The following is a 19629-nucleotide window of genomic DNA, read 5'->3' on the forward strand; positions in this document are numbered from 1 at the left end:
TTCCAGCAACGGCGTGCACGCCTCGCTGCAAACGTTTAACTGCGATAATATACACCGTACTAATTTGTATGTGTTGTATACACTAAGCTTGCTATCATTTTCCATCTAGCTGACACAGCCAGCGGTCATCCGCTGGCCAGTAACGTCACACGGCCGCTCTCGCCCTTGTTAGTAAAGTAGATAGCGGGCGGGGAGCCGGGTGGGAGATGCGCAGGTGTAAGCGGGAGAGGCGGAGAATCCTTTCCGTAGCCCTTATCCTGCGGGATGCAAGCCGCTATCGGCGCGCATTCCGCAGGGTTAGGGATACGTGAAATAGTCGGAGCCTCGTACGCATCGGAGCATCTGCCACCCGGCTCCCCGCCCGCAGCCTAATTTACTAAACCCCCATTTAAACGCTCAGTGCCTGCAGGAAGTCGATTCCAAGTGCACCACCCACGGAGCTGAGCAGTATGAGAAGCAGGAAGATTGGTGCAACCCATTTTATCATGACGGTGAACAGCTTTTCTGCCTTGAACTTGCCGTCTGTTACCCGTACTTCGTCGGAAATGGACTTTGTCTTGATAAAGAAACCGACAAAGATACATGTGAAGAATGCTACAATCGGCATGAGTACGCTGTTGCTGAAAAAGTCCATAATGTCGAGCACGGACATGCCCATCCAGCTTATGAAGCTGAGCGGCCCGAAACCGAGTGATGACGGTGTGCCCAGGATGAGTGCCAGCACTGCCACAAAGATGCAGGCTCCCTTTCTGCTCCAGTTGAACTTATCCCGGAAGATGGACACGATAGTCTCCATGAGCGAGATTGCAGAAGTGAGAGCGGCAAAAAATACGAGCAGGAAGAAGATCGTCCCGATTGCTCCGCCGAGCTTCATGCTGGCGAACACTTTAGGAAGTGTGATGAACATGAGTCCGGGTCCCGCGCTTAGAGCGCTCTGGTCTCCTCCGGAGAAGGCAAAAACGGCAGGAATAATCATAAGGCCCGCCAGAAAAGCGATTCCGGTGTCAAATAATTCTATCTGTCGGACAGAGCTTTCCAGATGATTGTCTTTCTTCATATAAGAGCCATATGTTACCATGATACCCATAGCAAGCGACATGGAGTAGAAGAGCTGCCCCATGGCGGCAAGAATTGTTTTGGCCGATACGTCGGACATATGCGGCTTGATATAGTATACAAGACCTTCCATGGCACCTTCCCGTGTCAGCCCATATACAGATATGACCAGTGTCAGCACGACAAGTATAGGCATCATGATCTTGCTGACTTTTTCGATACCTTTCTCTACGCCGTATAAGACGATGAGCGCTGTGACGGCGAGGAAGAGGAAGAACCAGCCGAGCGGTTCGAAGGTACCGCCGATAAATGTGGAAAAGTAGTCGTCCGCAGCAGAAGCAGAAGCGCCCCCGCTTATAAACACGGTAAAGTATTTGACAACCCATCCACCAATGACGGAATAATAAGGGAAGATGATGATTGGTACGACAGATGCCAGCACGCCGAGGAATCCGAACCGCTTGTCCAGCATTTTAAACGCGCCGATGGCGCTTAAGCCGGTTTTCCTTCCGATGGCTATTTCGGCAATCATAAGAGAAAAGCCGAATGTGACCGCAAGTATCAGATAAATCAGTAAAAAAGTGCCTCCGCCATACTTTGCCGCGAGATACGGAAACCGCCATATGTTCCCAAGTCCTACGGCAGAACCAGAAGCAGCCAGCACAAATCCGAGTTTGCTGGAAAAATTACTTCTCTTTTGTTGCATAAAAACCTCCTCATGTCTCTCAACATTACATAATAAAATTCTATAGTAAAATAGATTATGCTCTATTATTACATGAATAGACACTGTTTTCAAGAAGAAATATGAAAAGAGTTGACATCCTCGTATAATTGTGTTAGATTATACCTTGCATGAAGCAAAAAACAAAGCAGAGTATCCACTCTCACCATAGCACAATAGGGTGACTATCGGTTTGATATTGAATATGAATGAGCCATATGGACATATATGGTCGTCGTATGCAGTTATAGTAGTGGATGGTCTGTGGACTGTTCACTTATTTTAATGTTTATTTTATGATGGAGGTGCACTACTATTAGCGATTTAATGATTAACGGGCAAATCAGAGACAAGGAAGTACGCGTGATTGGCGAAGACGGAGAGCAGCTGGGCGTCATGTCATCCAGGGATGCGATGAAGCTGGCAGCGGAGGCAGAACTTGACCTCGTAAAGATTGCGCCAAAAGCTCAGCCGCCGGTTTGTAAGATTATCGACTACGGCAAATACAAATATGAACTGGCAAGGAAAGAAAAAGAAGCGAAGAAGAAGCAGAAGACCGTTGAATTGAAGGAAGTGCGACTTTCTCCAAACATTGATACGAACGACCTCAATACCAAAGTCAACAATGCCAAGAAATTTATCGGCAAGGGCAACAAGGTTAAGGTTACCCTGCGTTTCAGAGGAAGGGAAATGGCACATGTCCAGCAGAGCAGACATATACTCGATGATTTTGCGAAGCTGCTTGAAGATGTGGCAACGATAGAAAAACCGGCCAAGATGGAAGGCAGGAGTATGAGCATGGTTTTAACTGAAAGACGTTAAAAATACAAATTTAAACTTTAAGGAGGAATATTATCATGCCAAAAATTAAAACAAATAGAGCAGCTGCAAAGCGCTTCAAAAAAACAGGTACAGGAAAGTTAGTAAGAAACAAAGCTTATAAGAGCCATATCTTAACTAAGAAATCTGCAAAGAGAAAGAGAAATCTTAGAAAACCGACTGTTACAGATGCAACCAACGTTAAGAATATGAAGAAAATATTACCATATCTGTAAGATAGGGAACGTAGTGAAGGAGGAAATAAGAGATGGCAAGAATTAAAGGCGGAATGAACGCTAAGAAGAAACACAATAGAGTATTGAAACTGGCAAAGGGATACAGAGGAGCACGTTCAAAGCAGTACAGGGTTGCAAAGCAGTCTGTCATGAGAGCCCTTACATCTTCGTACGCGGGAAGAAAACAGCGCAAGCGCCAGATGCGTCAGCTCTGGATTGCACGTATCAATGCGGCAGCCAGAATGAACGGATTATCCTACAGCAAATTTATGCACGGCCTGAAGCTGGCTGATGTAGACATGAACAGGAAGATGCTGGCAGAAATGGCAGTGAATGATGCGGCTGGCTTTGCAACGCTCGCAGAGCTTGCTAAGAGCAAGGTGGCATAATAGATAACCATACAGGAGATGCCGGTGCAGGAATGCTGTTTTTCAGCTTACCACCTGGCAGGGACGACATACAAGACGGCATAGCCCACATAGGACATGCCGTCTTTTCTTATCATATAGGACCTCCGTCCTGATATTTTACACGGAAGGGGATTAAATGTTCAGAATCGGTGAATTTTCCAAACTTACACAGGTGTCGGTCAGGATGCTGCGGTATTATGATGAAACAGGACTGCTAAAGCCGGAGAGGACGGATCCCTCTACCGGGTACCGCATGTATTCGGCCGCCCAGATACCAGTACTTAACAGAATCGTATATCTGCGGGACAGCGGGTTTGGCGTTGCAGAAATTCTGACAGCCATAGAAAGCGGAAGCGACGCGTTCATTATGGAACAGCTCGATAAAAAGTACGGTGAGATTACGGGCAGAATCGCAGAGGAGCATGTGAAGCTCGAGAAGATTGCCCTGGCGAGAAAGGAACTTATGCTTGGCGGCGATATGCACTACAACGTGTCAATCAAATCCATCCCCTCGTGCGAGGTGCTCTCCCTACGAAAGATTATACCGACCTACTATGCGGAAGGCGGGCTATGGGAAGAGCTGGCTTCCTTTGCCGCGCGGAACAAAGCTGCCGTTTCGGGGCAGACGTTTTCCATCTATCACGATAAAGAATATAAGGAAAATAATGTGGATGTGGAAATCTGTGCATATGTAGACAAGCCCGTGGAAAGCAGCGGCGCATATGTATACAGGACAGTGGAAGCGGTACCTTTCATGGCCTGCACGATGGTGTACGGGCCATTTTCCAACATCGCGGGTGCTTATCTTAACCTGGCGCGATGGCTGCAGGAGAACAGCAGATTCAAGATGACGGGGCAAAGCCGCCAGATTGTGCACCGTGGCCCGTGGAATGAAGAATTGGAAGAGAATTATCTCACAGAGATACAGATTCCGACAGAAATTTCCAGCTAATATAGTGCTTGACTCTCACACAGTGTCAGGGTACAGAATAATCGTACAGCAAATAAATATATATGGAGGGAACGATTATGACAGTATTTGAAGTGCACCCTGTCGGGATGATCAGAAACAATGAAGAAGGAACGTTTATTGAGATTCAAAAGGAGTACGTCCAGGCGCTTACATCGCTGGAGGGATTCAGCCATGTGAATGTCATCTGGTGGTTCAGCGACTTTGACGATGATGAGGCGAGATCTGTACTTGCTGCGGAACAGCCGTATAAAAATGCTCCTGATAAGATGGGGGTCTTTGCGACAAGGTCGCCGATACGTCCCAATCCTGTGGCTCTGACCGCATCTGAGGTCATAGATATTGACTATGAAAACGGTATGGTCCAGATTGCGTACACAGATGCGAATGACGGCAGTCCGGTGCTTGACATAAAGCCATACACGCCGAGCCTTGACAGGGTGGAAAACCCGGGCGTTCCGGGCTGGTGCGGCCATTGGCCGAGAAGCATAGAAGCATCGGCCGATTTTGCATGGGAAGAGGAGTTTAATTTTTAAGATTTGCTGATGTGGGAATCAGCCCGAGGACAGGAAGCAGAGGGAGGCCATGTGGTACCTCCTCCTGCTTCCTTTTTTATTCGTGCCATCTGGAAGTTGAAGGAAGGATATGATATCATAGAAAAGACGATGGATACAGGTTGTGAAAAGGAGGGGCTGTTATGAGGATACTTGTTGTTGTGGATATGCAGAACGATTTTGTAGACGGTGCACTTGGCACGAAGGAGGCCGTGGGTATCGTCCCGGCGGTGGCGGATAGAATCGAGAGATTTGAAGGCCGGGTACTCTATACGCAGGATACGCATGAGAACGATTACATGAAGACGCAGGAAGGAATGAAGCTGCCGGTGCCCCACTGCATCAGAGGGACGCAAGGATGGGAACTCTGCCCGCAGATAAAGGCGCTTTGCAATGTTGTCCCGATTGACAAGCCTGCTTTTGGAAGTGTGGAACTGGGCCGGATGCTCAAGGATATTGACAGCAGGGAGAAGGTAGAGTCCGTCACTTTTGTCGGATTGTGTACAGACATCTGTGTCATTTCAAATGCAATGATAGCCAAAGCATTTCTACCGGAGACGGAGGTCATCGTAGATGCGGCGTGCTGTGCGGGCGTTACGCCGGAGAGCCATCGCCAGGCACTGGAGGCGATGAAGGTATGCCAGATTAAGGTGATGAATGAATAAGGGGGATAGGGGGAGCAGATTATGAAAAGGGTTATCAGCGTTTTGCTGGATATCGTTCTGGTGCTGGCGTCCGTATCCATACTGGCCGGATTGTCTTTGAAGGATATCTGTGCAGAGGCAGCGACAGATGCGCTTGTCAAGAAAGCCGTCACTTCTACGATAGGGGATGGCGTCCGTGTCATGTTTCCAGATGCCACGGAAGGACAGATAGAAGACGCTGCCGATAAGATAAGCCAGGATGAGAACCTCCGGGCGCTGGTCGGGGATTATATGGATGCTATGGCATATGCGGCGGCGAACGGTACGTCGTTTTCGTCTCCGGACGTGTCATCGTATATGGAGAAAGCGGTAGACGACAATGTAGAGGCAGTGGCAGAATCATTTGGCATAGAACTTGACGGCCTGCAAAGGGCCGTCCTGAAAAGCGCCGCCGGGTCGGCCGGCAGCCGGCTGGAGACAGAGCTTGGCGTGGCTGCGGATGAAGCGCTGTCCCATATGACAGGACAGCAGAAGCAGGCGGCTAAGCTATACGAGGTTATGACATCTGAGGCGGCCAGGACGGCGGCGGCAGCTATCATCTGCCTCTCTGCATTAGGAATCGTACTGCTCCGGTTCTCGAAGGGCCGCTTTCTTTTCCATCTGGGGCTTTGCGGCATCGTGGTGGGAGGAGCGGCCGGCTATGTCTTGCCGGCGGTGCTTTCGGCTGCAGCAGGAGAACTGGGCAGGGCGATGGCAGGGAGCGGGATAACCGTGTCTGCGGACATGCTGACAGGTCATGGGAAATGGATACTGGCGGCTGGTGCGGCACTATCGGTCCTATACGGAATCCTCAGGCTGTCTCGCATTGGAGAAAAGAAGAGGTACTAAAAATGATCATAAGGATGGCAGAAGAAAAAGATGCACTTTTGCTGCTTCAGATATATTTAGGAACGGTCATACGTACAGAAGATATAGACAGAGAAATTCTGGAAGTGATATGGAGGAGGCAGAGATGGACAGACTGATAGCCGTCGGGCTTGGAGGGGCTCTTGGAGCCATGTGCCGGTATGCACTCAGCCTTATACCGTGGAAAGGAGGGTTCCCTCTCCTTACGCTTGCCACGAACCTTGCAGGAGCTCTGCTTATCGGAGTGGTGACAGGAATTGCAGAGGGCAGGGGTGGGATAAAGCCGAATGCCCTGCTGTTCCTGAAGACAGGTGTGTGTGGAGGATTTACTACATTTTCCACATTTTCGCTGGAAGCCCTTGCCCTTATGGAACGGGGAAACCGCCTGTATGCAGCACTGTATGTGATGCTCAGCGTCGCCGGCTGTGTGCTTGGGGTGTGGCTTGGGCGCAGGGCCGGCAGCAGGATATGATTCCCGATTATGACAATATGAGCCGGGAGGATAGATAGAATAAGTACAGGAGGAAATCAGATGGAAGAGACGAACGTAACCTTCCGGGTTGCCGGAAGAGAAGATGCAGGACTTATACTGGAATTTATAAAGAAGCTGGCAGATTATGAACATATGACGGAGGAGGTAGTGGCTACAGAAGAGCTGCTCACGGAATGGATATTTGACAAGGGGAAGGCGGAAGTCCTCTTTGCAGTGGCAGAGGGGCAGGAAGTCGGCTTCGCCTTGTTTTTCCACAACTTCTCTACGTTTCTCGGAAGGGCAGGCATATATCTGGAAGACTTGTATGTACTGGAAGAAAAGCGAGGCAGGGGGTACGGCAGGGCGCTGCTTGCACAGCTGGCTAGAATTGCTACAGAGCGGGGATGCGGAAGGCTGGAATGGTCCTGCCTGGACTGGAATGAGCCTAGCATAGAATTCTATCTGTCGATTGGAGCGGAACAGCTGGACGGGTGGAGCGGCTACAGGCTAACCGGAGATACGCTCCGGCGGGCAGCAGAGCTTTAATCTGCGTTATCTGGTTATTATTTACCCCCGCCTTTCCAGGTGTTCAGCGTATCGAGCATGCTTTCGTGGCGTACCGCGGTCACATCAAAGTGCAGGAGCTGGAACGTATACTGGAGGATGAAGCCGATTCCGAACACGGCGATGACGGTGCCGATTCCTATCTTTGCACCGAGCAGCCATCCGGCCAGAAGCACGGAGCCTTCTATGATACCGCGGATCAGGCCGATCGGCTTTTTCGGAAAGCGTTTACCGAGGGCGACCATCAGAGCGTCCCTTGGGCCGCAGCCGAGGCCGGTTCCGACGTACAGGAAGGTGGCAAGACACAGGACGATTTCACCGGCCAGCAGCATTGCGATGCCGCTGGCATAGTGTTCCATTTTGGGAACAAGGCGCGCCCATTGAATCAGGTCGATAAATTTGCCGATGAGAAGGGCATTCAATATGGTCCCGAAGCCAAGCTGTTCGTGCATTGCATAATCGACGATGAGGATGAGGATTCCGGTGACGATTACGATATCGCCGAAGGACAGGCCTGTGGCAAGGGAAAGTCCCATGCTGAAAGCATCCCATGGCGCCAGGCCGATGTCTGCCTGGACGATGAAGCAGGTACCAAGTGCAAAGAGAAATAATCCCGCCAGCAGGCGGATGAAACGTTTGACATATGAAAGGGCCATAGCATTCTCCTTTGTATGATATATATTCATTATAGAAAGAAATGTGCTGTGGTGCAACTGAAGAAATAGAAAGAGGAGACATATGGAGTATAGGAAGGCGACGGCAGAGGACATCGATCTGATAAGCGAGATCAGACGCGTCCAGCTCATCCATGAGCAGGCGCACGAAGAGATAGAAATCAAAAAAAACTTGAAAACATTTTTTGAAAAGGTATTTGAGGAAAACAGGATGATTCAGATATTGGCAGAAGAGGACGGCGTAACGGCCGCGACCGGAGCAGTCCTCTTCTATGACTATCCGCCCGGTTTTTCCAATCCCTCCGGTAAAGTGGCCTATATTGCTAATATGTTTACGGACCCGGATTACCGCAGGCGTGGACTGGCATTTGAGATTATGGATATGCTCGTGGAGGAGGCAAGGAAGGGCGGAGCAGAAGAAGTGCGGCTTCTGGCCTCGGAGCCCGGCAGGCCGGTATATGAAAAGTACGGTTTTATTAAGGAAGAAGGATGGTATATACTTAAGGAAAGGACAGCCGGCAGCCGCGCTATGCGGGATAGATGAGCTGCCGGTCCGTTATGTCCTCCAGTACCTCATCCACATATCTGGCGGCGAGATATTTTGCCATCGGAAGATTCATATCCAGGTAGTTTCCGCAGTCTTCTGCAGAGGCGCCCGGGACAGCGCCTTCAAAACCGGCGATGAAAGAGAACAGCTCCTTCATGAGCGGTACAATGTCACGGGATTCATAGTCTCCCGATAGAAGGAGATAGAAGCCGGTGCGGCAGCCCATCGGTCCAAAGTAGATTGTACGGCTTCCGAATTCTGCGTGGTTGCGCAGGAAGGTGGCCGCGAGGTGCTCAATCGTATGCATTTCGGCCGTGTTCATGACGGGTTCATAGTTGGGCCTTGTCATGCGCAGGTCAAAGGTCGTAATCGTCTGTCCGCCCGGGCGGTCCTTTCTCGATACATATACTCCGGGAACCAGTCTCGTATGGTCTATTGTAAAGCTTGTAATCTTATCCATATCAATTCTCCTTTTTGGGTTCACTTGCACCGGTCTGCAGAGGCGCTTGGCTCAGAATCCGGCACTATGCGTATTATAGCACTTTTCTTCGTTTTTTTCTATGAAAAACGGCAGGAGATGTGCTATACTATCAAAGTAGCCCCGGCAGGCCGTATACGCGTATTCCTGCGGTCCGGGGAAGGCAGGAGGCAGCTAAGATGAAGATATATTTTGTAAGACATGGGGAAACAGACTGGAATAAGGCCAGACGTATCCAGGGACAGGTAGACATACCCCTGAATGAATTTGGCAGGCATCTGGCAGAGGAGACTTCAAAAGGTCTCGCGGATGTCCCCTTTGACATATGTTACACAAGTCCGCTTAAAAGGGCGGTAGAGACAGCACGGATCATACTTGGTGACAGGAAGGCTCCGGTCATTGAAGATGAACGTATCGAAGAGATGGCATTTGGTGAGTTTGAAGGCAAGTGCTGTTCTAAGAAGGGATGGGAACTGCCGGAAGAGTTCCAGCGCTTTTTCGATGACCCGGAGCATTATGTGGTACCGTCAGGGGGAGAAGGGTTTGCTGATGTGAAGAGGCGGACCGGACAGTTCCTGACAGAGCTGTTCCAAAACGACGGGCTTAAGGACAGTGTCGTTCTGGTGACGACACACGGCGCGGCGCTTGCGGGAATCTTGAACAATATAAAGGACAGACCGGTAGGCGATTACTGGGGCGTGGGCGTTCATAAGAACTGTGCGGTCACGGAAGTGGATGTGTACTGCGGCAGGGCACAAATCATATCTGAGAATGTGGTGTATTATGATGATGAAGTGGCACCATGGGAAGAATAGACAGGGAGGAATAGAGAGATGATCAATGACAAGAAAGTGTTATTCAGCGGCATGCAGGCAACGGGGAACCTGACGCTCGGCAATTACCTCGGGGCGCTGAAGAATTGGGTGACTCTGAGCGATGAATATGAGTGCTTCTACAGCGTGGTAGACATGCATTCCATTACCGTACGCCAGGATCCGGCCACGCTCAGGAAGCGTGCAAGGGCGCTGCTTACGCTTTACATCGCGGCAGGGCTTGACCCGGAAAAGAACTGTATCTATTACCAGTCTCATGTATCGGGACATGCGGAGCTTACGTGGATTTTGAACTGCTTTACGTATATGGGAGAGCTGAACCGTATGACGCAGTTTAAAGACAAGTCGGCGAAGCATGCAGACAATATCAATGCAGGTCTATTTACCTATCCGGTACTGATGGCCGCGGATATCCTGCTTTATCAGGCGGATGTCGTGCCGGTAGGCATCGACCAGATGCAGCATCTGGAACTCACAAGGGATATCGCGGAACGGTTCAACAATATATATGGCGATGTATTTACCGTGCCGGAACCGTATATCGGAAAGGTGGGCGCGAAAATCATGAGTCTGCAGGACCCGGCTAAAAAGATGTCCAAATCCGATGAGAATCCTAACGCCAGCATCTATCTGATGGATGACCCGGATACGGTGATGAGAAAATGCAAGCGGGCGGTGACGGATTCAGAAGCCCAGATATTGTATCGGGAGGAACAGCCTGGAGTGAAGAACCTTATCGATATATACAGCGCATGTACCGGAAAATCGCCGGAAGAGGTGGTCGCCGAATTCGACGGCAAGGGGTACGGAGACTTCAAAATGGCAGTCGGGGAGGCAGCGGTGTCTGTCCTGAAACCGCTGCAGGATGAAGTGGCCAGGCTGGAAAAAGACAAATCTTATATCGATGGCGTGATAAAAGCGAATGCAGAAAAAGCACAGTACTATGCCGGCAAGACATTGAGGAAAGTACAGAAAAAAGTTGGATTTCCAGAAAAAATACGATAATTTTGAAAGGGGTCAGACCCCTGCCGCGGCAGGGGTCTGACCCCTTTGCAAATTCAAAGACTATTCAGATAATTTACAAGTGGCTGTAAGTATTCTTTCGAGGTATTGTCATAAGAATGTGATATCCTTTTGTACATCTCGCTGTCTTCTCCGTTTGCTTTTTTAATAATCTTACGGAAGGCAGCCATCATTATCTTGTCACCGATTCCCATTTTTTCATAACTTAGGCCTCCGGGCAGATAGAAGACTTTGTATTTTTCGTCGTCATTTTTAAAATTATTCTGGATGGCTGTATCAGTCTCAGCGGCACCGGGAGGTGCGGTTCCAGTTACCATGACAATCCGGTTCCTGCCATCCAGCTTCATTTTTTTAAATGCATTCAGTTTTTGAATCGTTCCTGCATGAAACCAGGAGGCAAAGATGATGGTGTCATATGTAGCAAGGTCCGTGGTTCTGCCCTTATCAAATGGCATCACGGTACAGCCGGCCATATCACCAAGCCATTCGGCGTATCTTTTCGTAAATCCTGTCTTTGAATTATAAAGTACGAGTGTTTTCATTCTGCTTCCTCCTGTTTGATATCAGCTATTATGGAATGGGTAAATATCTCCTTTGCCTGGGTCAGCAGCCTTTGTACGTCTCCGATATCCGTTTCGCTGCCAAGAACGGTGAGGATAAAAGATATCCCGGTATTGTAAATGAGCATATTCAGGTGAAGCTGACGGGCACTTTCTATAGATATACCTAGCTGCCGCGCGATAAATTCCGCTATGTGCGGATTGGTTTCTTTTCTGTATATATCTTCAAAAGAGTGGATGTCTTCTCTTTTGCGCAAAAAATACAGCCGGTACAGATGAGGTTCCGCCTTGGCAAACTGTGCATGGGCCATGCCCATGCTCTGGAACATGTCATTTTCCTCCAGCCTTTCGCTGATGTAGCGCTGGATATAGCCGCCTGTGTAATCGATGACATCCTGCTTCAGGCCGTTCATATTGCGGCAATAGCAATAGACAGGCTGCACGGAACAGTCAAGGTGTTGGGAAATCCCCTTAACCGTCACGTTCTCAAGACCGCCTTCTCTGGCCAGGTCAAAAGCAGCTTTGACAACCATGTCTTTCGTAAGTCTCTGTCTGGGCATATGTATACCACCTTTCGATTGTAAACGAGTTATATAAATAATTTATATAAAGTGATTATATAACATGTATATGTACTTTGCAAGCATATTCTTGAGGATAGGGTATAAATGAATTAAGAAAAAATTAAAGAAATATGTCAGACAATTTGAGGAATTTGCAAAGGGGTCAGACCCCTGCCGCGGCAGGGGTCTGACCCCTTTCGAAATTTAGTCGTCTTCTTCACTCTGTATGGAGTAGGTCTGTCTCTTTCTTGCCATCTCATCGCTTTCGAGGTATTCGTCGTACGTTGTTATCTTATCGATGAGCTTTCCGCCTGGTACGATTTCCATGATACGGTTTGCCGTTGTCTGGACTATCTGATGGTCACGTGAGCTGAACAGCAGGACGCCAGGGAATTTGACAAGCCCGTTGTTGAGCGCCGTGATGGACTCCATGTCCAGATGGTTGGTCGGCTCGTCCAGAAGGAGGACATTGGCACCGGATATCATCATCTTAGACAGCAGGCAGCGGACCTTTTCTCCTCCCGACAGGACCCTTACCCTTTTGACGCCGTCCTCTCCGGAGAAAAGCATACGCCCGAGAAAACCGCGTACGTAAGTGACGTCTTTTTCTTCGGAATACTGGGTCAGCCATTCGACGATAGTATAATCGTTGTCAAACTCGCTTCCGCTGTCCAGGGGAAAATAGGCCTGGGATGTCGTGACGCCCCATTTGTAAGTCCCTTCGTCCGGCTCCATCTCGCCGGTGAGGATTTGGAACAGTGTCGTCTTAGCCAGCTCGTTGCCGCCGACAAAAGCTACCTTGTCATCGTGGTTCAGGGTAAAGGACAGGTGATCCAGTATCTTTTCCCCGCCAATCGTCTTGCTCAGGCCTTCCACAGTCAGCACTTCATTGCCGATGTCACGGTTCGGACGGAAGTCGATGTACGGATACTTGCGGCTGGACGGCTGGATATCATCCAGCTCGATCTTCTCCAGTGCGCGTTTTCTTGAGGTGGCCTGCTTGGATTTGGAGGCATTGGCGCTGAACCGGGAAATAAATTCCTGCAGCTCTTTGATTTTCTCTTCCTTCTTCTTATTCGCTTCTTTCATCTGCCGGATGAGCAGCTGGCTGGACTCGTACCAGAAGTCGTAGTTGCCGGCGTAGAGCTTGATCTTGCCATAATCTATGTCCGCAATCTGTGTACATACTTTATTCAGGAAGTAACGGTCATGAGATACGACGATAACCGTATTGTCAAAATTGATTAGAAATTCCTCCAGCCATGCGATGGCATCCAGATCCAGATGGTTGGTCGGCTCGTCGAGCAGAAGGATGTCCGGGTTGCCGAATAATGCCTGGGCCAGGAGCACTTTTACCTTCTCAGGTCCGTTCAGGTCCTTCATCGCCTTATCATGCATCTCTGCGCCGATGCCGAGTCCGTTCAGCAAGGTTGCGGCGTCGGATTCCGCCTCCCAGCCGTTCATGGCTGCAAACTCTCCTTCCAGCTCGCTTGCCTTGATTCCATCTTCGTCCGTAAAGTCTTCCTTGGCATAGATGACTTCTTTTTCCTTCATGATTTCATACAGCCTGGCGTTCCCCATCATGACGGTATCCAGGACCATGTATTCATCGTATTGGAAATGGTCCTGCTGCAGAAAAGAAAGGCGCTCTCCGGGAGTGATGACGACCTCTCCTTTAGACGGTTCCAGCTGCCCGGACAGTATTCGCAGGAAAGTGGATTTTCCGGCTCCGTTGGCTCCGATGAGGCCATAGCAGTTGCCCTCTGTAAACTTAATGTTGACGTCTTCAAACAATGCCTTTTTGCCAACCCGGAGTGTTATGTTGCTCGTGCTTATCATACTATCTATCTCCTTATATTTTATCTGATTTCAATGTGCACCTTCTGCACCCCCAGGAAATCACATACATGAACGTGTCCACATGATTTCTGCCGGGGAAGGGCAGGTGCTGTTGAATAAGCTGCACAACGTCAGTATACACGGACGTTCCATTGCTTATATTATCAAATATGGAAGGAAATAGCAAGGCTTAAGCTATGGGTTGACATTTTAGGCAAAAACCTTGAAAATACAGATAGGAGGTGGAAGCCATCATGGACAAAACAAAAGCGGCGGGGCATGGCAAGGCGGAGAATGTCGGATTGAGCAGCGACGGGAAAAGAGTCATCATCATTGACCAGACCAGACTTCCGTCAAAGAAGGTCCTGCTGGAGCTTGGAACACCCGGGGAGATGTATGATGCCATACTCGGCCTGAAAGTGCGCGGCGCACCGGCCATAGGCATCTTTGCGGCCTGCAGCATGTACTGCCTGGCGCAGCAGATAGGGACAGAGAAGATGGAATCCTTTATTGAAGAGCTGGAAACTTATGGAGACTACCTCAATTCTTCCAGGCCGACAGCGGTAAATTTAAGCTGGGCCATTAGTAGGATGCTCCGTACTGCCAGATTACACGAACAGAAGGGACGCGGCAAAGTTCTGGCCGCGCTTGGCAGGGAGTGCCGGATCATACAGGAAGAAGACGTGGCAATGTGCAGGGCCATATCAGAATACGGCTTAACCCTTATCCAGGAAGGAGACGGCATCCTCACCCACTGCAATGCGGGGCCGCTTGCCACATCACGCTATGGGACGGCGCTCGGTCCGCTCATGCTGGGGGCAGAACGCGGCATGAAGTTCAAAGTATATGCAGATGAGACGAGGCCTCTGCTCCAGGGTGCAAGGCTTACGTCATATGAGCTGCTGCAGGCTGGTATCGACGTGACGCTGATCTGCGACAATATGGCTGCGGCCGTTATGAAAAACGGATGGGTACAGGCATGCTTTGTGGGGTGTGACCGCGTGGCCGCAAACGGAGATACGGCGAACAAGATAGGAACGAGCGGGGTCGCGGTCCTGGCGAACTATTACGGCATCCCCTTCTATGTGCTCGGCCCGTCATCCACAATAGATTTAGACTGCCATGCAGGCGATGAGATAGAAATCGAACTAAGAGAGGAAGATGAGATAAAAAAGAAATATTATAAGCAGCCAATGGCGCCGGACGGTGTGAAATGCTATAACCCGGCATTTGACGTGACGGATCACAGCCTCATAACCGGAATCGTAACAGAAAAAGGTATACTAAAAGCACCGTACGAGGAACAGATAAGAAAAATATTTAATCAGAAGGAGATAAGAAGATGAAGGAAAGACCGGACTATGAATTCTACAGGAAAAGCGCGGATTATATTAGGGAACGGATTGGAACGCCGCCGGCCGTCGGTGTCGTGCTCGGTACCTGTCTTGGTGAAATTGAAAATGAGATTAAGGACAAGACAGAGATCTTCTATAAAGATATCCCGGATTTCCTTGTCTCCACAGCACCGGGACATGCCGGAAAGCTCGTGTGCGGCAGGCTCGGAAACAGGCGGGTGCTGTGCATGGCGGGAAGGTTCCACCACTATGAAGGGTACAGCTTTGAAGAACTCAGGATACCTGTCTATGTATTCAAGCTTCTTGGCATCCGCACCCTGATTCTCACGAATGCGGCAGGCGCCGTCAACCTCAACTTTGAGACCGGTGATATCTGTGTCATCAAGGATCACATCAACCTGTGCGGAGTATCGCCGCAGCGAGGGGAAAATATCCCGGAATTCGGCGAACGGTTCTTCAGCATGAATGACGTATATACGCCTTCGCTGCGTCAGCTGGCGAAGGAGACGGCGGTCGAGCTTGGCTTCTCTCTCCAGGAGGGGACCTACTTTTTCGCACCCGGGCCACAGTTTGAGACGCCGGCGGAAATCCGTGCCATGCGGCTCCTTGGAGCGGATATGGTAGGCATGTCTACCGTTCCGGAGGCTATTACGGCAGCCCACTGCAGGATGGATATCCTATGTCTGTCCCTGGCGACAAATCTGAGTGCTGACAGGGTGCTTGACCACGATGTGACGGAAGATGTCAACCAGGTAGAAGACGTTGTGAGCGGACGGTTCCGTGCCCTGCTGACGGCCATAGTCAACAGGCTGGACGAGGGGGACATATCATGAATATAAGGCTTTACAATGCCAGAATCCTTTCCATGCAGGAAGGAACTGGCATAGAAGAAGGGGAAGTATGGGTAGTGGGAAGCCATATTGCCTATACAGGTCCCCGGAAAGATACGGGGACCGTGTGGGACAGAGAGATAGATGTGAAAGGCAATGTAGTGATGCCGGGCTTCAAGAATGCCCATACACATTCGGCCATGACGTTCCTGCGGTCGTACGCGGATGACCTGCCTCTTCTGGACTGGCTGGACAAACAGGTATTTCCTATGGAGGCAAAGCTCACCCCGGATGATATGTACCATCTGTCCAGGCTGGCGGTCATGGAATACTTGACGAGTGGTATCACGGCCAATTTTGACATGTATATGAATCCTGCCTGTATCGCCAGAGCGTCTGCCGACTGCGGATTCAGGACCGTGATCTGCGGTGCCATGAACAATTTCAGCCAGTCGCTCGTGGAGGAAGAACAGTGGTATAAGGAGCTGAATTCCTACCACGAGCTTATCAGCTTCTGCTTTGGCGCCCATGCGGAATATACGACGTCGATGGAACTGCTCCAGGGGCTTGCGGAACTGGCCCGCAAGTATAAGGCGCCGGTGTATCTGCACAATTCAGAGACTGAGGAGGAAGTGGGACAGTGTATCGGCAGATACGGCAAGACGCCGACTTCGCTGCTTGACAGCCTTGGTATCTATGATTACGGCGGAGGCGGCTACCACTGCGTGCACATGACAGAGGAAGATCTGGATATTTTCAGGAAAAGGGGTCTGTATGTGGTCACAAATCCTGGCTCCAACACAAAGCTTGCCAGCGGCATCGCCCCGATAGGCAGGATGATGGATAAGGGGATTCCGATCGCAATAGGGACAGACGGGCCGGCAAGCAATAACTGTCTCGACATGTTCCGGGAGATGTTCCTCGTAACAGGCCTTGCCAAACTCAGAGAACACGATGCGTCTGCAGTTGACGCGGCGGATGTGCTCAGGATGGCGACGGTAAACGGGGCGCATGCCATGGGGCTTAAAGACTGTGACGTGCTGGCAGAAGGAAAATGCGCGGACCTGATTATAATGGATCTGCACCAGCCTAACATGCAGCCCGTGAACAACATAGAGAAAAATATCGTATACAGCGGCAGCAAGCAGAATATAGTGCTTACGATGGTAAACGGGAATGTGCTGTATGAGAACGGAACTTTCCATATCGGGGTGGAACCGGAGGAGGTATATGCGAAGGCAAATGAAATCATCGGGCGTATGCGGTAACAGAAAGCGAGGAGTATAGATGAAGAAAGCGACAATCGTGCTGGAAGGCGGTGCCACAAGGGGCGTATTTACGTCAGGGGCACTGGATTATCTCATGGAGATGGATGTGTATCTGTCACATGTCATAGGCGTCTCCGCGGGAGCGTGCAACGGCGTGGATTACGTATCGAGGCAGCCCGGCAGGACGAGAGACTGTATGATTCACAAAGAAAAGGAATATGACTATTACTACGGATTTACAAAGTTCATAAAAGAAAAAAGCCTGCTTGATATGGACATGGTGTTTGACAAATATCCAAATGAAATATTCCCATTCGATTTTGACACGTACTTTGCCTCGGATATGGAGTGCGAAATCGTGACGACGAACTGTGTCACCGGGAAGGCAGAGTATATGAAAGAAGACAAAGACAGGGAGAGGCTCATGAAGCTGTGCAGGGCATCCAGCAGCATGCCCCTCGTCTCGCCGATTGTGAATATAGACGGCATACCGTATCTGGACGGCGGGCTGGCCGATTCCATACCGGTGAAGAGGGCCGTGGAACTTGGCAATGAGAAGATTGTACTCATGCTGACAAGGAATCCGGGCTACCGCAAGAAGATGACTTCAAAGGCGCTGGCCAATGTATACCGCCGTGCTTACCGGAAGTATCCGAATCTCGTCAGGACGACAATACGGCGGAACTTTGAATACAACAAGGCGATGCGCCTAGTCGAAGAGATGGAAGAGGAAGGGAAAATCTTCGTACTTCGCCCGCTCATACCAACAGTATCGAGGCTGGAAAAAACTACGACACGCTTATGGAATTCTATCAGCACGGCTATCAACTCATGAAAAAGGAAATTGGTAACCTGAAGGAATATCTCGACAGATGACAAGGAGGGAAAAAGATGTATTTATATGAACACAGCATTTCTACAAAAGGAGCACAGCAGATGTCCAAGGTAACGGACATGGTACGTGAAGATATCAGAAAAAGCGGGCTGAAACAGGGGATTGTGGTCGTGTATTCCCCTCATACGACTGCAGGATTCACTATCAATGAAAATGCCGACCCGGACGTCGTCCACGACATGCTCTGCGGCATGGAACGCGCGGTTCCGGCGGATGCTGACTATTATAAGCATGTGGAAGGCAATTCCCATGCACATATCAAGACGAGCTTCGTGGGTCCTTCCCAGACGCTGATTCTCCATGAAGGAGATCTCCTGCTTGGCATCTGGCAGGACTTGTACTTCTGTGAATTTGACGGACCGCGGAACCGGAGATTCTATGTAAAGATTATAGAGGGCTGATAGGATGGATAAAGATACGCTATTGCATTTTATGTCGGTTGCTGAAAAGCTTAAATGTACGGTCAGGCATTCCTGGACGTCCGGCGGGCGGCGGGAGAGCGTCGCGGAACACGTGTTCCGCCTCTGTGTCTTTGCGTGGCTTGTGCAGGATGAGTTTCCAGAGCTGGATATGGACAAGGTGATGGAAATGTGTCTTTTCCACGACCTGGGAGAAGCGGTTACCGGAGATATACCTTGTTTTGAGAAGAAGGAAGAGGACCGCACGGCGGAGGAAGGTGCCATACGACGTATGACAGAGATGCTGCCGGCTGACAGACGAAAGAGGCTGGACGGTCTCTTTGAGGAGCTGGAGGCGGGCAGAACGGGTGAGGCTAAGCTAGTCCATGCGCTTGACAAGATGGAAGCCCTCATACAGCATAACGAAGCCCCGATCAGCACGTGGCTGCCTCTTGAATATGACCTCCAGCTTACATATGGGCAGAAGGAGGCAGAAGCATTCCCCTATACGGAGCAGCTCAGGAAGACAGTGGAACAGGACAGCATCCATAAGATAGCACGAGAGGGGATGAAAAAGCACGTCGGGACAGAAGCATTTCATGTGAGCAGCGACAAGGAGAAGCTGGACTTTAGACGGGTCGTACAATTGATGCGCCAGTCGTACTGGGCCAGGACGCGTTCTGAGGAGATGATCAGGAAGGCTATGGAAGGTTCCGTCTGTTATGGCGTGTATGACAGAGAAGGATATATGGTCGGATATGCCCGTATTATTACCGATTTTGCCACTACATTCTATCTGATGGATGTAATTATCGACGAGGACTACCGGGGGAAAGGGCTCGGCACGCTCCTGATGGATGCTGTCATGGACGATGTAGGCAGCCTGCACGGGGTGCTGCACACAGATGACGCCGGGGGATTCTATGAGAGATACGGATTCAGACACGACGAAAGAAGGCAGGAAGTCTTGATGGAAAAAGAGAGGCAGAACGTGTAGAGCGAAAGCAGCCC

General features: G+C 50.1%; 24 protein-coding genes and 1 pseudogene. 19 read left to right on the top strand and 6 right to left on the bottom strand.

Annotated features, from left to right (window positions below; translation table 11 throughout):
- Positions 1-388 precede the first annotated feature (388 nt).
- Positions 389-1762: a sodium-dependent transporter gene (locus HMPREF0980_RS03640; RefSeq protein WP_049727761.1), complete on the bottom strand. Its 1374-nt coding sequence runs from the start codon at positions 1760-1762 to the stop codon at positions 389-391.
- 345 nt (positions 1763-2107) lie between these two features.
- On the opposite strand from HMPREF0980_RS03640, the gene infC reads away from it, so the two are divergent.
- The 10 genes from infC to HMPREF0980_RS03685 all read left to right on the top strand — a co-directional run bounded on the left by infC (position 2108) and on the right by HMPREF0980_RS03685 (position 7337).
- A complete protein-coding gene (gene infC / locus HMPREF0980_RS03645; RefSeq protein WP_049727762.1) occupies positions 2108-2602 on the top strand; it encodes a translation initiation factor IF-3 in 495 nt (164 codons plus the stop codon).
- Positions 2603-2637: 35 nt separating this feature from the next.
- The gene (rpmI, locus tag HMPREF0980_RS03650; RefSeq protein WP_049727763.1) at positions 2638-2835 is read left to right on the top strand and encodes a 50S ribosomal protein L35; all 198 of its coding nucleotides are present in this window, start codon (positions 2638-2640) and stop codon (positions 2833-2835) included.
- A 32-nt stretch (positions 2836-2867) separates the two neighbouring features.
- Positions 2868-3224: a 50S ribosomal protein L20 gene (gene rplT / locus HMPREF0980_RS03655; RefSeq protein WP_049727764.1), complete on the top strand. Its 357-nt coding sequence runs from the start codon at positions 2868-2870 to the stop codon at positions 3222-3224.
- A 157-nt stretch (positions 3225-3381) separates the two neighbouring features.
- Positions 3382-4197 carry a MerR family transcriptional regulator gene (locus HMPREF0980_RS03660; RefSeq protein WP_049727765.1) on the top strand — a complete coding sequence of 272 codons (816 nt, stop codon included), beginning with the start codon at positions 3382-3384 and terminating at the stop codon, positions 4195-4197.
- 77 nt (positions 4198-4274) lie between these two features.
- Positions 4275-4751 (top strand): SAM-dependent methyltransferase, encoded by a 477-nt coding sequence (locus HMPREF0980_RS03665; RefSeq protein WP_049727766.1) that lies wholly within the window; start codon positions 4275-4277, stop codon positions 4749-4751.
- A gap of 161 nt (positions 4752-4912) precedes the next feature.
- Entirely contained in the window at positions 4913-5434 is a 522-nt protein-coding gene (locus HMPREF0980_RS03670; RefSeq protein ID WP_049727767.1) for a cysteine hydrolase family protein, read from the top strand.
- A gap of 21 nt (positions 5435-5455) precedes the next feature.
- Complete coding sequence (locus HMPREF0980_RS03675) at positions 5456-6301, top strand: hypothetical protein (RefSeq protein WP_049727768.1); 846 nt, start codon at positions 5456-5458, stop codon at positions 6299-6301.
- 2 nt (positions 6302-6303) lie between these two features.
- The gene (locus tag HMPREF0980_RS19570; RefSeq protein ID WP_255351344.1) at positions 6304-6438 is read left to right on the top strand and encodes a hypothetical protein; all 135 of its coding nucleotides are present in this window, start codon (positions 6304-6306) and stop codon (positions 6436-6438) included.
- Positions 6426-6791 carry a fluoride efflux transporter CrcB gene (crcB, locus tag HMPREF0980_RS03680; RefSeq protein ID WP_049727769.1) on the top strand — a complete coding sequence of 122 codons (366 nt, stop codon included), beginning with the start codon at positions 6426-6428 and terminating at the stop codon, positions 6789-6791. The genes HMPREF0980_RS19570 and crcB overlap by 13 nt, the downstream gene beginning before the upstream one ends.
- 60 nt (positions 6792-6851) lie before the next feature.
- On the top strand, positions 6852-7337 hold the full coding sequence (locus tag HMPREF0980_RS03685; RefSeq protein WP_049727770.1) for a GNAT family N-acetyltransferase: 486 nt from the start codon (positions 6852-6854) through the stop codon (positions 7335-7337).
- A 17-nt stretch (positions 7338-7354) separates the two neighbouring features.
- On the opposite strand, the gene HMPREF0980_RS03690 is transcribed toward HMPREF0980_RS03685, so the two are convergent.
- Positions 7355-8011: a YczE/YyaS/YitT family protein gene (locus HMPREF0980_RS03690; protein WP_049727771.1), complete on the bottom strand. Its 657-nt coding sequence runs from the start codon at positions 8009-8011 to the stop codon at positions 7355-7357.
- Between the two features lie 82 nt (positions 8012-8093).
- On the opposite strand from HMPREF0980_RS03690, the gene HMPREF0980_RS03695 reads away from it, so the two are divergent.
- Positions 8094-8573 (top strand): GNAT family N-acetyltransferase, encoded by a 480-nt coding sequence (locus HMPREF0980_RS03695; RefSeq protein ID WP_049727772.1) that lies wholly within the window; start codon positions 8094-8096, stop codon positions 8571-8573.
- On the opposite strand, the gene HMPREF0980_RS03700 is transcribed toward HMPREF0980_RS03695, so the two are convergent.
- Positions 8557-9036 carry an S-ribosylhomocysteine lyase gene (locus tag HMPREF0980_RS03700; protein WP_049727773.1) on the bottom strand — a complete coding sequence of 160 codons (480 nt, stop codon included), beginning with the start codon at positions 9034-9036 and terminating at the stop codon, positions 8557-8559. The two genes, HMPREF0980_RS03695 and HMPREF0980_RS03700, sit on opposite strands and share 17 nt — an antisense overlap.
- A 197-nt stretch (positions 9037-9233) precedes the next feature.
- On the opposite strand from HMPREF0980_RS03700, the gene HMPREF0980_RS03705 reads away from it, so the two are divergent.
- Positions 9234-9869, top strand: a complete 636-nt coding sequence (locus tag HMPREF0980_RS03705; RefSeq protein WP_049727774.1) for a histidine phosphatase family protein — start codon at positions 9234-9236, stop codon at positions 9867-9869.
- Positions 9870-9887: 18 nt separating this feature from the next.
- Positions 9888-10892: a tryptophan--tRNA ligase gene (gene trpS, locus HMPREF0980_RS03710; RefSeq protein ID WP_049727775.1), complete on the top strand. Its 1005-nt coding sequence runs from the start codon at positions 9888-9890 to the stop codon at positions 10890-10892.
- Positions 10893-10945: 53 nt separating this feature from the next.
- Here trpS and HMPREF0980_RS03715 read toward each other — a convergent pair whose 3' ends face one another.
- The 3 genes from HMPREF0980_RS03715 to HMPREF0980_RS03725 all read right to left on the bottom strand — a co-directional run bounded on the left by HMPREF0980_RS03715 (position 10946) and on the right by HMPREF0980_RS03725 (position 13872).
- Positions 10946-11452, bottom strand: coding sequence for a flavodoxin domain-containing protein (locus tag HMPREF0980_RS03715; RefSeq protein WP_049727776.1), 507 nt, complete (start codon positions 11450-11452; stop codon positions 10946-10948).
- Positions 11449-12030, bottom strand: a complete 582-nt coding sequence (locus HMPREF0980_RS03720; RefSeq protein ID WP_049727777.1) for a TetR/AcrR family transcriptional regulator — start codon at positions 12028-12030, stop codon at positions 11449-11451. Before HMPREF0980_RS03720 ends, HMPREF0980_RS03715 begins: the two co-directional genes overlap by 4 nt.
- Positions 12031-12237: 207 nt before the next feature.
- The gene (locus HMPREF0980_RS03725; RefSeq protein ID WP_049727778.1) at positions 12238-13872 is read right to left on the bottom strand and encodes an ABC-F family ATP-binding cassette domain-containing protein; all 1635 of its coding nucleotides are present in this window, start codon (positions 13870-13872) and stop codon (positions 12238-12240) included.
- Positions 13873-14126: 254 nt separating this feature from the next.
- On the opposite strand from HMPREF0980_RS03725, the gene mtnA reads away from it, so the two are divergent.
- The 6 genes and pseudogenes from mtnA to HMPREF0980_RS03755 all read left to right on the top strand — a co-directional run bounded on the left by mtnA (position 14127) and on the right by HMPREF0980_RS03755 (position 19615).
- A complete protein-coding gene (gene mtnA / locus HMPREF0980_RS03730; RefSeq protein ID WP_049727779.1) occupies positions 14127-15218 on the top strand; it encodes an S-methyl-5-thioribose-1-phosphate isomerase in 1092 nt (363 codons plus the stop codon).
- Positions 15215-16060 (top strand): purine-nucleoside phosphorylase, encoded by an 846-nt coding sequence (locus HMPREF0980_RS03735; RefSeq protein ID WP_049727780.1) that lies wholly within the window; start codon positions 15215-15217, stop codon positions 16058-16060. Before mtnA ends, HMPREF0980_RS03735 begins: the two co-directional genes overlap by 4 nt.
- Complete coding sequence (locus HMPREF0980_RS03740) at positions 16057-17325, top strand: amidohydrolase (RefSeq protein WP_049727781.1); 1269 nt, start codon at positions 16057-16059, stop codon at positions 17323-17325. The genes HMPREF0980_RS03735 and HMPREF0980_RS03740 overlap by 4 nt, the downstream gene beginning before the upstream one ends.
- Before the next feature lie 19 nt (positions 17326-17344).
- A pseudogene (locus tag HMPREF0980_RS03745) lies at positions 17345-18201 on the top strand (patatin-like phospholipase family protein).
- Between the two features lie 15 nt (positions 18202-18216).
- Positions 18217-18621 (top strand): secondary thiamine-phosphate synthase enzyme YjbQ, encoded by a 405-nt coding sequence (locus HMPREF0980_RS03750; RefSeq protein WP_049727782.1) that lies wholly within the window; start codon positions 18217-18219, stop codon positions 18619-18621.
- A gap of 4 nt (positions 18622-18625) precedes the next feature.
- The gene (locus HMPREF0980_RS03755; protein WP_049727783.1) at positions 18626-19615 is read left to right on the top strand and encodes a bifunctional HD family hydrolase/N-acetyltransferase; all 990 of its coding nucleotides are present in this window, start codon (positions 18626-18628) and stop codon (positions 19613-19615) included.
- Positions 19616-19629: the final 14 nt, after the last annotated feature.

This window comes from Dorea sp. D27 (assembly GCF_001185345.1).
In the GTDB taxonomy this organism is placed as follows: domain Bacteria; phylum Bacillota; class Clostridia; order Lachnospirales; family Lachnospiraceae; genus Extibacter.